Source organism: Corallincola spongiicola (genome assembly GCF_004284785.1).
In the GTDB taxonomy this organism is placed as follows: Bacteria; Pseudomonadota; Gammaproteobacteria; order Enterobacterales; family Neiellaceae; genus Corallincola; species Corallincola holothuriorum.
The window spans coordinates 562294-576591 of record NZ_SHLY01000001.1 but is presented as its reverse complement, the minus strand read 5'-3'; the positions used below and the strand labels follow the sequence as shown (position 1 = coordinate 576591).

The 14298-nt window shown below is 48.4% G+C and carries 17 protein-coding genes; 2 read left to right on the top strand and 15 right to left on the bottom strand.

The window, feature by feature from the left end:
* Window positions 1–20 precede the first annotated feature (20 nt).
* From EXY25_RS02500 to htpX, 6 genes are all read right to left on the bottom strand, one after another.
* The gene (locus EXY25_RS02500) at window positions 21–806 is read right to left on the bottom strand and encodes a hypothetical protein (RefSeq protein ID WP_114336599.1); all 786 of its coding nucleotides are present in this window, start codon (window positions 804–806) and stop codon (window positions 21–23) included.
* Window positions 807–848: 42 nt separating this feature from the next.
* Complete coding sequence (locus tag EXY25_RS02495) at window positions 849–1400, bottom strand: YaeQ family protein (RefSeq protein WP_130565607.1); 552 nt, start codon at window positions 1398–1400, stop codon at window positions 849–851.
* A gap of 17 nt (window positions 1401–1417) precedes the next feature.
* Window positions 1418–2056 (bottom strand): LysE family translocator, encoded by a 639-nt coding sequence (locus EXY25_RS02490; RefSeq protein WP_130565606.1) that lies wholly within the window; start codon window positions 2054–2056, stop codon window positions 1418–1420.
* Between the two features lie 12 nt (window positions 2057–2068).
* Entirely contained in the window at window positions 2069–2818 is a 750-nt protein-coding gene (cobB, locus tag EXY25_RS02485; protein ID WP_130565605.1) for a Sir2 family NAD+-dependent deacetylase, read from the bottom strand.
* Window positions 2819–2867: 49 nt separating this feature from the next.
* Window positions 2868–3230: a cupin domain-containing protein gene (locus EXY25_RS02480; RefSeq protein ID WP_207232092.1), complete on the bottom strand. Its 363-nt coding sequence runs from the start codon at window positions 3228–3230 to the stop codon at window positions 2868–2870.
* A gap of 62 nt (window positions 3231–3292) precedes the next feature.
* The gene (htpX, locus tag EXY25_RS02475) at window positions 3293–4174 is read right to left on the bottom strand and encodes a protease HtpX (RefSeq protein WP_114336603.1); all 882 of its coding nucleotides are present in this window, start codon (window positions 4172–4174) and stop codon (window positions 3293–3295) included.
* Window positions 4175–4449: 275 nt separating this feature from the next.
* Between htpX and pepE the strand changes: the two genes are divergently transcribed.
* Complete coding sequence (pepE, locus tag EXY25_RS02470; RefSeq protein ID WP_130565604.1) at window positions 4450–5154, top strand: dipeptidase PepE; 705 nt, start codon at window positions 4450–4452, stop codon at window positions 5152–5154.
* Window positions 5155–5224: 70 nt separating this feature from the next.
* On the opposite strand, the gene bioD is transcribed toward pepE, so the two are convergent.
* From bioD to bioB, 4 genes are read right to left on the bottom strand one after another with little or no spacing between them, the layout of a single operon-like run.
* Window positions 5225–5887 (bottom strand): dethiobiotin synthase, encoded by a 663-nt coding sequence (bioD, locus tag EXY25_RS02465; protein ID WP_130565603.1) that lies wholly within the window; start codon window positions 5885–5887, stop codon window positions 5225–5227.
* Between the two features lie 14 nt (window positions 5888–5901).
* On the bottom strand, window positions 5902–6684 hold the full coding sequence (gene bioC / locus EXY25_RS02460) for a malonyl-ACP O-methyltransferase BioC (RefSeq protein ID WP_165419231.1): 783 nt from the start codon (window positions 6682–6684) through the stop codon (window positions 5902–5904).
* Entirely contained in the window at window positions 6665–7840 is a 1176-nt protein-coding gene (gene bioF / locus EXY25_RS02455; protein ID WP_114336607.1) for an 8-amino-7-oxononanoate synthase, read from the bottom strand. The genes bioC and bioF overlap by 20 nt, the downstream gene beginning before the upstream one ends.
* 5 nt (window positions 7841–7845) lie before the next feature.
* A complete protein-coding gene (gene bioB / locus EXY25_RS02450) occupies window positions 7846–8886 on the bottom strand; it encodes a biotin synthase BioB (RefSeq protein WP_130565601.1) in 1041 nt (346 codons plus the stop codon).
* A gap of 104 nt (window positions 8887–8990) precedes the next feature.
* Between bioB and bioA the strand changes: the two genes are divergently transcribed.
* Window positions 8991–10301, top strand: a complete 1311-nt coding sequence (gene bioA / locus EXY25_RS02445) for an adenosylmethionine--8-amino-7-oxononanoate transaminase (RefSeq protein WP_130565600.1) — start codon at window positions 8991–8993, stop codon at window positions 10299–10301.
* A gap of 35 nt (window positions 10302–10336) precedes the next feature.
* Here the strand turns inward: bioA and EXY25_RS02440 are convergent, their stop codons facing one another.
* The 5 genes from EXY25_RS02440 to EXY25_RS02420 form a co-directional block, all read right to left on the bottom strand.
* A complete protein-coding gene (locus EXY25_RS02440) occupies window positions 10337–11053 on the bottom strand; it encodes a L,D-transpeptidase family protein (RefSeq protein ID WP_130565599.1) in 717 nt (238 codons plus the stop codon).
* Between the two features lie 95 nt (window positions 11054–11148).
* Window positions 11149–11643, bottom strand: coding sequence for a P-loop nucleotide/nucleoside kinase family protein (locus tag EXY25_RS02435; RefSeq protein WP_114336611.1), 495 nt, complete (start codon window positions 11641–11643; stop codon window positions 11149–11151).
* A 594-nt stretch (window positions 11644–12237) separates the two neighbouring features.
* Window positions 12238–12684, bottom strand: a complete 447-nt coding sequence (locus EXY25_RS02430) for a hypothetical protein (protein WP_130565598.1) — start codon at window positions 12682–12684, stop codon at window positions 12238–12240.
* A 149-nt stretch (window positions 12685–12833) separates the two neighbouring features.
* Window positions 12834–13250 (bottom strand): hypothetical protein, encoded by a 417-nt coding sequence (locus EXY25_RS02425; protein ID WP_130565597.1) that lies wholly within the window; start codon window positions 13248–13250, stop codon window positions 12834–12836.
* A 270-nt stretch (window positions 13251–13520) separates the two neighbouring features.
* Entirely contained in the window at window positions 13521–14255 is a 735-nt protein-coding gene (locus tag EXY25_RS02420; protein ID WP_114336613.1) for a PEP-CTERM sorting domain-containing protein, read from the bottom strand.
* Window positions 14256–14298: the final 43 nt, after the last annotated feature.

Sequence of the window (14298 nt, the reverse complement as noted above, 5' to 3'; positions counted from 1 at the left end):
ACTAATACTTCTCACTGGCTCTATGCGGAAAAACTACCATCATCTGTCGAGGAACGTTCGACTGGTTCCTCTACGGTTGCATCACCAAAAATGGCATCAAACATCACCCCTTTAGCGAAATACAGCATGGGTACAGCCCAAATCAGGAGTAAGCTGAACATCATGGTGCTTTGTACCTGCTCCATGCCTTGACCAGATAAATATACAGCCAAAGGAATCGCCGCCAGACCCATTGCCGGCGTGAGTGCCAAGAACACTAGAAACAGTTTAAACCACTGATGGTGGGCAGCGCGTATTGAGAGGTAAACCGCCTTGGTCGGCGATATGCCGCGATCCAGCATCAGCATGATGGCGAACGATGTACCGACCGCTAAATAGATCGCAGGCAATAACAGCAACACTAAGCCCAGTTGTAACAATATGGTAATTAGCACCTGTACCAGTGCCAGTGGCGCAAAGTATTTCAGGTAATTAAACACGTCGGTAACCTGAACCGGCGCACCACGCGAACGGCGCAGCGCCATCATATCCAAGCCGCCCCAGAAAGGCGCAGCGATCAACGTTGCTATCAAATTGGCTACGCCATCGATACCTTCATTACCGCCCTCTCCGCCGCCTAGCATCAAACTCATAATATGCTGAGCGCCAATATTGATGGCCACTGCGAATAGAAATGCGAATAGCACGGGCAGTTTATTTTGCTGGGTCAGTTGCCAGGATTTTTTCAATACCTGTTTTACACTGACGCTGTATTCACCACTTATAGCCCGCTGAATAGCAGGTGAATCTTTAGGATCGTTAAACATATTTCACTAACTGATCGATGAGTTGAGGGGGATTATAGAGGATCAGCGCTGGAGGTGAAGCTTTGTCTCAATATTCGAACGCATCCCTTCCCATAAGCAGAACTTACCAACGTAACTAGATCGCCGCGTAGTCACATTCAGTTGGTCATCGGTCAGCGACAACGACCAGTGATGGTTAAGTTCATCTTCAGCCTCCAACGACTCAACCAATGCCCTGTCCAGGCACCAAACATTAGTCTGTTGAAAAAGGTGGGGCCGGAATGCTTCGTTGTCTAGCTCATCGGCAAACAGAACGATATGTAGATTTTCGAATTGATGTAGGTAGCGCTTCAGCTGATGCTCCGCGGGGATCGCGATAACCACGCCGAGCGCTTCATCTTCGGTATAAAGATCTGGGAACTCCTTACTTTCAGCATTGGCGTTTATCCGTAGAGATTCATCGTAAAACAGACAAAACATCAGTAAGCGGAGATACAGGTGGTCGCTAATCTCGGAGCCACTTAGCGCCATCGTGGTGCTGACACGATAGTAGCGTTGCTCCGATTCAATGGCGATATCAGCATGTAACCTGTGTACCAAACGTTTATCACTCATATTCGCCTCATTACTGATCAGTTAGTGATGACAAGATCAATGACTAACTTAATGGCTAACACAACCAGCGCGACGCCGGTGATCCGCTCAAGCCAATAGCCCTTGCGTTGCAATGTACTTCTAAATCTCGGACTACCAATAAGCCACGCCAATAAACAGAACCAGGCAGCAGTGGCTAACGCCATATAGATGCCATAGAACAGCTTAATACCAACATCACGCTCAGGCGATATCACTACCGCAAACAAAGCAATGAAAAATAGCGTCGCTTTTGGATTAAGACCGTTAGTCATTAATCCCTTAACGAAAGCGGAACGCTGCATCACCTGCTCGCTATTTTGACTAAGCGTATCTGCCGCTGGTTTGGCTAGCATTGCTGACACGCCCAAGTAACCCAAGTATAGAGCGGCAAGCAGCGTAAACAGCGTTAATAGTGCAGGCATCTGTTGAAAGAGCAGTGACACCCCTGCCAACGACAAGCCAACATGCCAGAGAATTGCGGTGCCCACCCCTAGTGCGGTTATCATCGCGATGCGTCTGCCCGACCGGATCGCCGTTTGGGTCACCACCGCAAAATCAGGCCCAGGGCTTGCCACTGCTAAGCCATGGATAACCACGATAGTAAGAAACTCTGGAAACCAAGGTGAATTCAACATAATCAGCGACGGCTAGTTACCTGCAACGGGTAACCTCTTTAAATAATCGATAAATGCAGGCACCAAACTGCCTGCGGGGCCATAAAATGTGTATTGAAACTCCGAGCTGGTGGATGATGGCTCCAGGTTCAGTTCAACCGTGCACGCTCCAACTTGGTTTGCTTCGCGACAAAAACCTGCTGCAGGGTAAACATTGCCCGACGTACCTATGGAGATAAACATATCAGCGCAGGATAGTGCTTGGTAGATCCGATCCATCTCCATTGGCATTTCGCCAAACCAAACAATGTCAGGGCGCAATGTCTCACTCAAACCACAGCAGTCACACTTCATTGATTCGTCCAAAACTAACGGCGCACGGGTCACATGGCCGCTAACCGCACAACGTGCCTTTAATAACTCACCATGCATATGGATCAATTGCGCCTGGCCCGCGCGGTCATGTAGATCATCGACGTTTTGAGTAACGACCAAAAGTTGGCCCGAAACCGCTTGATCAAATTCTGCGAGTGCAAGATGAGCCGGGTTAGGTACCACATCATCACTCTGCAGGTGTTGGCGTCGGGCATTGTAAAATCGATGCACCAAGGCTGGATCACGGGCAAACCCCTCCGGAGTCGCAACGTCTTCGATTCTGTGGTCTTCCCACAAACCATCAGCCGCCCTAAACGTACGTATGCCAGACTCCTGAGATATACCTGCGCCAGTCAGTACGACGATGTTTTTAGGACGATTCTTCAATGGTAAATCAAAGTGTTGCATAGAATTCCTCCAGTGAGCCTGAGTTCAGCCTACACCCTTAAACGGGCAATTAGTTAGACCCAGCGCAAATGTTTTCTCTGTCGTTTTTTGTCGGAGGGGATGAAATAACCAAAAAACGCAGTACTTCAGTGCCATTATTTTTTAGCTGATGGGGTGTCTCGGGTGTTATTGCTACACCCTGCCCCTGCTTCAAGTGGAAGTCTTGGCTGGCTGTGATGATGGTGGCAACGCCGCTTAAAACATAAAAAAATTGTTGTGCTTGATGATGAATATGAAGCACCTCGCCCGCCCCTGGTGCAACCTCCTCTTCGATAACACTGAGCTTAGGATCAGCCAGAAGATGCCAACCAAAACATCCTTGGTTCCATTGATAAGGCGTGATGCTTTTACGATCTACAACTTGGTTTGACACAGTCGCTTTACTCCGAAAAAAAGCCCGCTAGAGTGCGGGCTTATTTAATCACGGTAAATTTTTTAACGCATATTGCGCAGCGCTTCAATACGCTTATCCAGCGGGGGGTGGCTCATAAAGAACTCAGACATACTCTTTTTGCCATTGATACCAAAGGCCGCAAGTTGCCCCTCCAACTGTGTTTCAGGAGCTGGTTGCTTCAATCGTTCGAGTGCTGCGATCATTTTCTCTTTACCTACCAACCGTGCAGAGCCCTCATCAGCACGAAACTCTCGTTGCCGTGAGAACCACATAACAATGGTACTTGCCAGGATCCCGAATACCAGTTCGAGTACCATAACAACACCAAAGTAAGCAAAACCGCCTAAACCGCCACCCTCTTCATCGCCACGTAAGAAGTTATCAATAATATTGGCAACAATACGGGCAAAGAAAATAACAAAGGTATTTACTACACCTTGCAGCAAACTCATCGTGATCATATCGCCGTTCGCCACGTGGCTCACTTCATGGGCCAACACGGCTTCTGCTTCATCACGGGTCATGTTATTAAGCAAACCAACGCTAACCGCTACCAGCGCATCATTGCGTTTCATTCCAGTAGCAAAGGCATTGATCTCCTGACCAGGATAGATGGCAACTTCTGGCATACCAATGCCCGCTTTGGCCGCCTGACGCTGAACGGTATCGACTAGCCAGCGTTCGGTCTCGTTCGCTGGATTGGTAATAACATGCGCCCCAGTGGAACGTTTCGCCATCCACTTAGATATGGCCAGTGAAATGAAAGAGCCGCCAAAACCAAACACGGCTGCCAGTACAAGTAGAGACGCGATGTTGCCACGACCATACTGTAAGCCTGTCACGGAAAAGATAACGTTCAATACGATACCTAGCACTAATACAACGGCCAGGTTCGTTGCAATAAACAGTAAAACGCGCTTCATAAATGAAAACACCTCTTAGTACATAGTTATTTTATAGGTATGGTCGTTAAGACCGTTTTCAATGGAGTTTTACTTCATTTAGTAGGTAAAAAAATGTAACCAAATAAAAAGCCACCTGTGACGCAGGTGGCTTTGACGGTATTTTGGGAGACATGCGCAACTTTCGCTACGCTGCATCTGAGATTTGCTCAAATGCACGATTCCAATATAGTGTATTCTGGTAGTTCGAACTACAGATCTAGCTCAAAAAGCATTTCAAAATATTAACCAAAATTATGAAAAAACTCTTATTGTTAAGCAGCTCACGTTATCGCGATAATGCCTACCTGGCGCAGCCTCTGGCGATGGTCCGTGACTTTTTGCCGAGCGGTATACGAAAGGCTGTTTTCATCCCTTATGCGGGTGTCACCATCAGTCACAGCGTATATCACCGTATGGTCGCCGAGGCGCTACAACCTTTAAACCTGGATATCACCAATATCACTGATATGCAGGACCCGATCAAAGCCGTTCAAGCCGCTGAATTGATATTGGTGGGCGGTGGGAACACCTTCCAATTACTTGCTTCGTTATACGATCAAAAGTTGATCGATGCGATCCAAAACAAAGTAGACGCTGGTACGCCTTATATTGGTTGGAGCGCTGGCAGCAATATGGCTGGCCCAACGATTTGCACCACCAATGACATGCCGATCGTCTGTCCGCCGAGTTTCAATGCGTTAAACTTGGTGCCTTACCAGATAAATCCACACTTCACCGATGCAACTTTACCCGGTCATAACGGAGAATCACGCAGTCAACGTTTGGCAGAATACCTGACCGTTGCTCAAGATCAGCGGGTCATCGCCCTGCCAGAGGGATGCTGTATAAAAGTTGAGGGAGAACAGCACACCTATCATGGCGACACCGATGGTAAGGTGCTTCGTTACCAAGTCGATGCTGTGACACTGAAAGATGGCGACGACGTTCTTAACGCCTGATAAATCGCAGTAGCTAACACGCCTTTCAGCAAGTCAGCGTTTTCCATCGTGGGAAAACGCTGCACAATGCCTACAAAACCAAATCGAAATTGGTCACCTCTGTTTGTTGATAGCCAATTGTCCCGATCAGTGGCGCATCGATAAGCGATGCCAAGGTATCAATGTTTTCTGCTAAGAATTCCATCTCAGGCAACGGCGAGTTTGCTATCCACCCAACCAAATGACCACCCTGCGCTTTTATTTGCGCTGCCGTTAACAAGGCATGATTAAGGCAACCAAGTTTCATTCCCACCACCAAAATGACCGGCCACCGCATCGTAATAGGTAAACCTGAAAGTAGCTCACTATCATTAATCGGCACCATCCAACCGCCCGCACCTTCTACCAAGCAGATATCGGCATCGCGCTTTGCTATCACGTCCTGATGATGTTGTTGTAGCTCGGCAAGTGATACCTGAGCGTTATCTTGTGCGGCAGAGATATGGGGAGACGCTGGTGCATTAAAGCAGTATGGATTGACCTCTTGGTAAGTTGTTTCCAACTGCGTCGCAGCCATCAGCGCTAAGGCGTCCTCGTTTTCCAGCCTACCTGCGGGATTGAGTGTCCCGCCTGCTGCAACAGGTTTCGATACAGCCACCGACAGTCCTTGGTTTTGCCACCAGTGAATTAACTGAACCGACGTAAATGTTTTGCCGGCGTCAGTATCTGTGCCGGTTATAAATACTGTTTTCACATCATCCCTTTTGCTTAACGCTGTAACACCAACACGCCGATCTGATAGGTCGCCGGCAACTTATCATTGCTCAGGCGGAATGGTTCGTAGCCCGAAAGTAACCGCTGCACATCTAACTTACTCAAAGGGCTCTTGCGCTTATTCTCGGTCACCACATTAGCACCTACCGACTTCAATTCTCGGGTTAATGCAGTCAATCGCTGGTACTCAAGTGTCAGCGGTTCAACTTGAAGTCTTGCCACGCTAAAACGCTGTGTCTGTAGTTGTTCTGAAATATGCTCCGCGCTGAGGAAGTCATTCACATGGCGGTAATCATCCACTGAGCGCCATGCTTGTTCTAATTCAGCCAGTGAACCACGCAATAAGGTTGAAACTACCGCGCGCCCACCAGGCTTTAATACGCGGTAGATCTCCCGCAATGCCTGGTCTAGGTCGTGGCACCATTGCACCATGAGGTTGGAATACAAGGTATCAACGGTCGCGTCTAATAGTGGCAAAGACTCCGCATCCCCCTGCAACCAAAGGCATGAATCATCAGGGTATTGGCATTGCGCATGCTTGAGCATTCCCCGCGATAGGTCGATAGCGATAACGGTATCGGCGTTTTGCTGGATCTTACTTAGCTGCAAGCCCGTGCCACAGCCTAAATCCACCGCAACTCCGAGCGTCGGGCTTGGGTCTAAACATTGCCACAAACATTCGGCAGCATAACGCTGCAGCCTTGCGGCATCATCATAACTCTCTACAGCACGGCCAAAACTGGTTGCGATACGTTGTTTACTGCTGTTCGACGACAACCCTGTATTCCTCTGCGATTGCGGTGACAAGTGCTGCTATATCTTGTGCTTCATGGCTGGCGCTGATGGTGATCCTTAATCTCGCGCCGCCGACCGGCACGGTTGGTGGTCGAATCGCTCCTACCCAAAAGCCGCGTTCTTTAAGGCGCTCAGCTAACGCCATGGTGATAGCTACATCGCCAAGCAAAACAGGTTGAATAGCCGTGCTCGAGTCACCCAGCGGTAAACCGGCATCAGCAGCTTGTTGGCGAAATAGCATAATGTTTTTTTCAAGTAACTCTCTGCGCCACGGCTCCTCTTTCACTAAGCTGAGTGAAGCAAGCACGGCACACGCTTGTGCCGGTGGCATTGATGTTGTGTAGATGTAGTGACGACCAAACTGTTTCAGATACTCGATCACCGTATTACTGGCCGCAACAAACGCACCACCAACGCCTAACGCTTTGCCAAAGGTTGCCATATAGATACGGATCGCTTGCGGCATTACCTGGGCTAGGCTGCCGCGGCCGTTGCCGGTCACACCAAACGCATGGGCATCGTCAACCATCAACCAAGCGTCGTGTTGATTACACAAAGAAGCAATATCATGGATCGGCGCGGTGTCACCATCCATGCTGAAAACCCCTTCAGTCACCACCAGTTTGTTGCGACCAGATTGCTGAAGACGTTGCCCAAGATTGGCCAGATCGTTGTGCTTAAAGCGGGTCATTCGTGCGGCGCAGTTCAATCCACCGTCAATTAAAGAGGCGTGATTAAGCTTATCTTGGATCAGTAGATCCTCTTTGGTCAGCAACGTAGCTAACACGGCTGAATTAGCCGCAAAGCCAGAGTTAAACAGCAATGCACTTTGCTGGCCAGCAAAGTCAGCCACAGCTTCTTCCAGCTCAGCATGGGCGTGGTTATAGCCCGTAATAAGAAAGGAGCCACCTGAACCGCAACCGTATTTATCTGCGCCGGCTTTCCATGCTGCGATCACTTTAGGGTGATGGGCTAGGCCAAGATAATCATTACTGGCGAAATTAAGATAACGCTGACCGTCACCTTCCTGATCCAACGCCAAATAACGACCACTGCCGGTAACGAATAGATGTCGCTGCCGCTGCAATGACGCTAAACGGCGCGCATCTAATTCATCTGCCAGATGTTCAAACGCCATCGCAATTAATTGGCTTCGTAGAACATTTTGTCCTGCTGGCTTTCAACCACGGCGGACATAAGAACCTGCTCATGGGCCTCGTCACTGGCTTCTTCGCGCTGCTCCACTTTGATGCCCAGCGTATTGAACAAGCGGTGATCGTCAGAAGTTTCCGGATTGGGTGTTGTCAGCAGCTTGTCGCCATAGAAAATCGAGTTGGCACCAGCAAGGAAAGCCAAAGCTTGCATCTGGTCATTCATCTTTTCGCGGCCAGCAGACAAACGCACATAAGAAGCTGGCATCAAGATACGCGCGACGGCAATAGAGCGAATAAACTCAAATGGGTCGAGGTCATCCACTTGATCAAGCGGGGTGCCTTTTACTTTAACCAGCATATTAATTGGTACGCTTTCTGGCTGCATTGGCAAGTTAGCCAATTGCACCAACAAACCGGCACGGTCCTGACGGCTTTCCCCCATACCGACAATACCACCTGCACATACTTTCATTCCTGCAGAACGCACATGGGACAACGTGTCTAAGCGGTCCTGATAAGTTCGGGTGGTAATGATTTCACCATAGTATTCAGGCGAGGTATCTAGGTTATGGTTGTAGTAATCCAGCCCGGCCTGGCCTAGCACTTCTGCTTGCTCTACCGTCAATTTGCCCAGCGTCATACAGGTCTCCAGACCCATCTCTTTCACGCCTTCAACCATCTGCACCAAATAAGGCATATCCCGTTCTTTTGGATTGCTCCACGCAGCCCCCATACAAAAACGGCTTGCACCTTTATCTTTTGCTTGAGCCGCTTCCTGCAAAACTTTTTCAACTTCTAGCAAGCGCTGGCGTTCAACATCAGTATGGTAATGCCCACTTTGCGGACAGTACTTGCAATCTTCTGCACAGGCGCCGGTTTTAATCGACATCAGCGTACTGACCTGGACTTGGTTCGGATCGAAGTTGGCACGATGAACGGTTTGCGCCTGGAACATTAAATCGTTAAAAGGTAATGCGAATAGCTCTACAACCTGTTTAACGGTCCACTGGTGACGGGGTGATTCAGTCATCGGGATAACTCTTCCATTGATTCTTTTGATATTCCCGCTAGTCTACTTCAGCTTACGACCCTGTCAACGCAGACCAGAACTCAAGGTTTACAACAGAGCATTAAATGAGCAATAACAACCCAAATATTGATGTCGACTTTGACAAGAACCACCTATGGCACCCATACACATCCGCGCTAAACCCATTGCCATGCTTCGGAGTAGCGTCCGCGAGCGGTGTCAGGATCAAGCTTGATGATGGACGGGAACTGATCGATGGCATGAGCTCATGGTGGTCTGCGATACATGGCTATAACGTGCCTGCGCTTAATGACGCTGCAACCACTCAGCTTAGTAAAATGAGTCACGTTATGTTTGGTGGCCTTACCCATGCGCCGGCCATTGAACTCAGTAAGAAACTACTGGCACTGTTACCTAAGCCATTGTCACAAGTGTTTCTTGCCGACAGCGGCTCGGTTGCCGTCGAAGTCGCATTGAAAATGGCGCTTCAGTATTGGCAAGGAAATAAACAGCCTGCTAAGACCAAGTTTGTCAGCTTTAAACGCGGATACCACGGCGATACGTTTGGGGCGATGTCGGTATGCGATCCCAAAACAGGCATGCACTCCCTGTTTGAAAACGTATTGGCCAAGCAACTGTTCGCCGAGCCACCAAAAAATATCACCGAAGGCGAATTTAACCCGGCATCGCTAGAGCCACTGGCACAGCTACTAGCAACACAGCATGAACAGATCGCTGCCGTTATTATTGAGCCCATCGTACAGGGCGCTGGTGGTATGCGTATCTATCATGGCGCCGTTTTAGACCAGCTACGGGCACTGTGTGACTGCTATAATACGCTGCTGATATTCGATGAAATAGCCACAGGTTTCGGCCGCACAGGCAAAATGTTCGCGCTTGAGCACGGCGAAAGTGGTGCCGTGGTACCGGATATTATCACCGTGGGCAAAGCACTTACCGGCGGATACATGACCCTTGCTGCTACGGTGTGCACAAAAAAGGTCGCGAACGGTGTGTGTGAAAGTGAAGCGGGGGTATTCATGCACGGCCCTACATTTATGGGTAACCCCCTCGCCTGCGCTGTCGCTTGTGCCTCACTCGACCTGCTGGCCACGCAACAGTGGCAATCCCAAGTGGCAGCAATAGAGCAACAACTCCATCGTGAATTAGCTAAATGCCGCGATCTAGCTGCCGTCGCAGATGTACGTGTCATCGGTGCTATTGGCGTGGTTGAAGTGAAAGAAGATGTGAACGTCGCCGAGATCCAGGCATGCTTTGTTGAACAAGGAGTTTGGATCCGCCCGTTTGGCACACGGATCTATGTCATGCCGCCATACGTTATTGCCGCTGAAGATCTTACACAGTTAACGGACGCGATCTATCAAGCGATCGCATCGGGTGTAGGTATTAGCTAGACACTAAGCAAGCATCAATTTGATGCTGTTTTAGCCTAAGCCCCAAAGGTATAGATACCATTAGACACTTCGACGTTAGGTGGGCGTTTGTGTTCGTTAAAGTAGTCATAACCTTGTTTAAGGTTTTGCCAAAATTCGTACCACTGATTGTCCCGGTACTTGGCAAGCGCATCATTTTCTAACTCAAATGGAAATGCATGTACTCTGAAATAGGGCTGCCCTGCCCTTAACGCCGCAACTGCTAATGCGTATATTTCGTTTATGTAGCTATCAGTCATCGCGTAGCAGCCGATCGATACACAGTTGCCATGTACCATCAGCGCGCTACCTGTTCGCCCATGATAACGGTCGTAGCGATTGGGGTAACCGAGGTTAAAAGACAGGTGAAACTGGCTCCATGGGTTTAATCGTCCAGCGTTTACAAAGTAGAACCCTTCGGGGCTTTGGTAATCCCCTTCCTTCACCTTCGGTCCCAGATCGCCGGAGAAATCGCAAATATCGTAGCTTTTAAAATGTTTAAACTCACCGCTGGCCGATTCCAACCATAATTCGAGTACACCAGGCGTCTTAAATATACGGATAAATATCGGCGCACCGTATTTCAGCCCTTTGGCTGCCAGTGCCTTCTTTAATGCCGGTTCGACCTGTGCAATGGCGGTTTCTGAACGGGCACTGGTAGGGAGCTCTACTGCCCACAAACATGGGACAAAGCTGCATAACATTGTCGCCCAGGTAATCCACTTAAATTTCATAATCCCTTCAAATCGTGTGTATTAGCTGCTAACCCAGTTTCTGCTAGCGCAGTAAAAATCTTGTGGCGTGAAAATGCGTGGGTTAACCACGTTCCTTATGGTTCTACTTTACAGCCAAATTTAAGCTCAGCTTGATCTGGCACTTCAAACCTTGGCTCCATAAAGTTGAACATCATATCTGTAACTTCGAACGAGTATACTGCGGGATCTTTTTCCGCATTACGCTGTGAGACTCTCTGTTTCCGTAACGCCTTAGGGGCGTCGACAAAATGCAGTTCTGGCTCAATACCTAACGCTCTTGCTTTGTCGGCAAATGCCGCGCGCTGCTCACGCGTAGTAAAACCTAAATCGAGTATGACAATACCTTCAAGCATCAAAATCTGCTTACTTACTTCCCATATTTGGGCGTAACAACGTTCCACCCGTTCGATCATCCAGCTGTAATCCAGTGACACCATATCTTTGGAATACAGAGTTTGCATCCATGGGTCTATCGAAAAACGGACGGCGCCCAGCTCATTGGCAAGGGACAACGAATAGGTTGTTTTACCGGCACCAGTCGGGCCACACACTAAGATCATCCTTGCCATATCGTGTCTCTCCTTCTTTGTATCGCGCTAGAGTTGAGCCGTTAGAAGTTTTGTCAGTGCCTTCACAGCCGCCGGCCTATTTTTTGCTAATTTAAAATGCTTGGGGATATGCAGCAAAAATACCGAGTGTTTGTAATGAGATAGATTTCGGTCTTTAGCGGTTAAGTAGTCTAAGACGAGAGCAGCATGTTTGCGAGACCATGCCCAAAGCAATTTACCCTTCACATCGCAGCACCAATACAGATCAGCTGGCAAACGAATGAATGTCGATTTTCTAAAACCGCAGTGTAAGCAGCTGATGCTGCCTGACAACCGGCTCTTCGCTAGCGGAGCTGGTTTCCTAGCCAGATTGATAATACAGCCTTTCTCGCTAGTTTTAACATCCTGACACAGCGCGGGCCGCCCGCAATTCGGGCATACAACATCAAACTGTTTAGGAGGGGAATACCATTCGTATAAATAGGTCATGGTCAGATCTCGGTGACGCTATGATCTCTATAAACAATCATCAGAACTTGGACAATAAAAGCAACACAAAAAAACGAGAGGTGTAGTTGGTTGCTAGCTTAGACAAAGAAAATAGAATTAAACAGATTACCTTAGCCTATACCATTGGTTTTCTTTGAAATACGCCGGAATAAGAAAGACCAGACCCGCTTCGGTACGGTGAACATTAACAAGCACTCCGGTGTCTCCATCCGGATATAGCTCGATCGTTTTACTGACCGAGGTGGAAACACCACCGTTGGAAGAAAACTCACTATAAGGGCTTAAAACAAGATGTCCGTTATGACAGGAAAACTGATCCCCCTCGAATTTTTCTCGGAGATGTAGCTCTTTGCCGCCAACTAAACTAATTGTCGCACTATCTCTCAGAACAGAGAGTTCAACCTTATCAACACTGCCATTCCGCTTGTCCGTGAGTAACCAGTAGAAATCACTAATGTTGATTACTTTCGACTCACCGTTCTCAAGGTGTCTGAATGAGCCACTCAATTGGGTACAGCTGTTTGTTTTGTCTGATCCCCAACCTTTAGGCATATCGTTACTACTTGTGCAAGAGCAACACAAAACAACAGCTATGTAAAAACATATATGCTTCAAACTATCCATTCGTATAGTGCCACGCTGCGAGCTTTGCCCCCGAAAAATAAGCGACGAGTTAGTGATTTGCATTGTTATTGCTCTATTTATTTACCGCACCAGAATTTCATGCTTTCTAGCGTGGCGATATCTAACTCCGTCAGCTGCCCTTCTCTAATCGTATCGATTGCACAAAGGACATTTTCAGTACCATGTTGCTGGCGGAGATAAAAAATCACCTCCTCTGCACTCACATCCCAATTTTCCAGAAGTCTGAATATTGACGCCTCGCAGCTTTCCATTGGCCGTGGAGTTATTTTCTGGAGCATTCGTCCAGCTAATGTTTGTGCCCGCAATTTGTCTGTTTTTAAATCCCTTTTGAATACACCCATTAGTCCAAAGTAACGTTCCTTTTTGGGAGAGCTGCAAACATTCGCATGAAGCTTTCTGTATTCTGGGGTTTTAGCAACTCCATAGCGTTCTGCATGTTGAACTACTGCTTCAGTGATCTCGTCCGATGTCATAATTTTAGTGACCTATAACTCCGTAACCGAAGGCTAAGGCAAGCGGCTCGCAGCATCGTGCATCTCGCACTTAACTTATTGACTAATTTCAACAAATCTCGCACTAATTGCAAACGCCTTTATCTCATTTCTTGACACAGCTTTGGCATAGGAAGCCAGTCCAAATCAGGGGAACTGTATGAGTACACAGCAAGAAAGTGTGCAACTTAATTTGTTGCGGGCAACAAAAAAGGGGCTTATTAGCCCCTTCTCTTATGGTTTACCGCAAACTTAGTTAGTCCGGCGTTTTCTCAGCGCAACACCAACTAAGCCTAAACCGAGCAGCGCTAGTGTGGCAGGTGCCGGCACCTGATATTGAATACCACCGATAGCGCCGGAGCCGCCAAATGTGACGTCGACACGGTCGAAGGTGGTACCTAACAGTGAGGCGGTGATCGGGTTAATTTGGTTGATGGTGTTATCGCCAAAAACCGCATTGCTGCCGTAGGGGCCAGTATTACCGACCAATGCACCAAAGCCAACGCTTTCGAGCAGTGTGTCGCCATCATAAAATGATGCGAAGAAACCACCGTCGATGCCGTACTCTGACGGACCCTCGATATCAACCAGAACAAAACTAAAGCTGAATAGGTCAACATCAAATGCGAAACTGATCGTACCTGCGTTTGGTCGTGTGCCCTCGTCGTCTGGAAGGTCAAGCACGCCATCGTCGGCACCTACGTTGTTTTCAGCAATGATAAGAATATTGCCTAAATCGGTATCGGTTGGCAGGTTGCCGCCTGACCAGGGTGATTCCAGGTCGGGATCCCGAGTCGCATCTTTATTGGTATCAAATGCTGCAACGTAATCGAAACCACGATTTGGGTTGGTGCCCGACACTGTGACCCCATCAAACTGGTCGTTTACAATCTCGCCATGGCTTAACGCGTCAAGATCCATCGATAGAGGCGCGGCGCTAACGCTCAAAGGTAGAGCGAGGCTAGCAAGCAGTAATCGTTTTAGCATTCACTTGGTTCCGTTCAAGTTTATCTTGATAATGAATGGTAGG

Excerpts from the sequence above, each read along its gene's own strand:
- EXY25_RS02490 (WP_130565606.1), bottom strand. The coding sequence starts at position 2,056 with ATGTTGAATTCACCTTGGTTTCCAGAGTTTCTTACTATCGTGGTTATC.
- EXY25_RS02430 (WP_130565598.1), bottom strand. The coding sequence starts at position 12,684 with ATGCCTAAAGGTTGGGGATCAGACAAAACAAACAGCTGTACCCAATTG.
- EXY25_RS02420 (WP_114336613.1), bottom strand. The coding sequence starts at position 14,255 with ATGCTAAAACGATTACTGCTTGCTAGCCTCGCTCTACCTTTGAGCGTT.
- EXY25_RS02495 (WP_130565607.1), bottom strand. The coding sequence starts at position 1,400 with ATGAGTGATAAACGTTTGGTACACAGGTTACATGCTGATATCGCCATT.
- bioB (WP_130565601.1), bottom strand. The coding sequence starts at position 8,886 with ATGACTGAATCACCCCGTCACCAGTGGACCGTTAAACAGGTTGTAGAG.
- EXY25_RS02440 (WP_130565599.1), bottom strand. The coding sequence starts at position 11,053 with ATGAAATTTAAGTGGATTACCTGGGCGACAATGTTATGCAGCTTTGTC.
- pepE (WP_130565604.1), top strand. The coding sequence starts at position 4,450 with ATGAAAAAACTCTTATTGTTAAGCAGCTCACGTTATCGCGATAATGCC.
- cobB (WP_130565605.1), bottom strand. The coding sequence starts at position 2,818 with ATGCAACACTTTGATTTACCATTGAAGAATCGTCCTAAAAACATCGTC.
- bioA (WP_130565600.1), top strand. The coding sequence starts at position 8,991 with ATGAGCAATAACAACCCAAATATTGATGTCGACTTTGACAAGAACCAC.
- EXY25_RS02425 (WP_130565597.1), bottom strand. The coding sequence starts at position 13,250 with ATGACATCGGACGAGATCACTGAAGCAGTAGTTCAACATGCAGAACGC.
- bioF (WP_114336607.1), bottom strand. The coding sequence starts at position 7,840 with ATGGCGTTTGAACATCTGGCAGATGAATTAGATGCGCGCCGTTTAGCG.
- htpX (WP_114336603.1), bottom strand. The coding sequence starts at position 4,174 with ATGAAGCGCGTTTTACTGTTTATTGCAACGAACCTGGCCGTTGTATTA.
- EXY25_RS02435 (WP_114336611.1), bottom strand. The coding sequence starts at position 11,643 with ATGGCAAGGATGATCTTAGTGTGTGGCCCGACTGGTGCCGGTAAAACA.
- EXY25_RS02500 (WP_114336599.1), bottom strand. The coding sequence starts at position 806 with ATGTTTAACGATCCTAAAGATTCACCTGCTATTCAGCGGGCTATAAGT.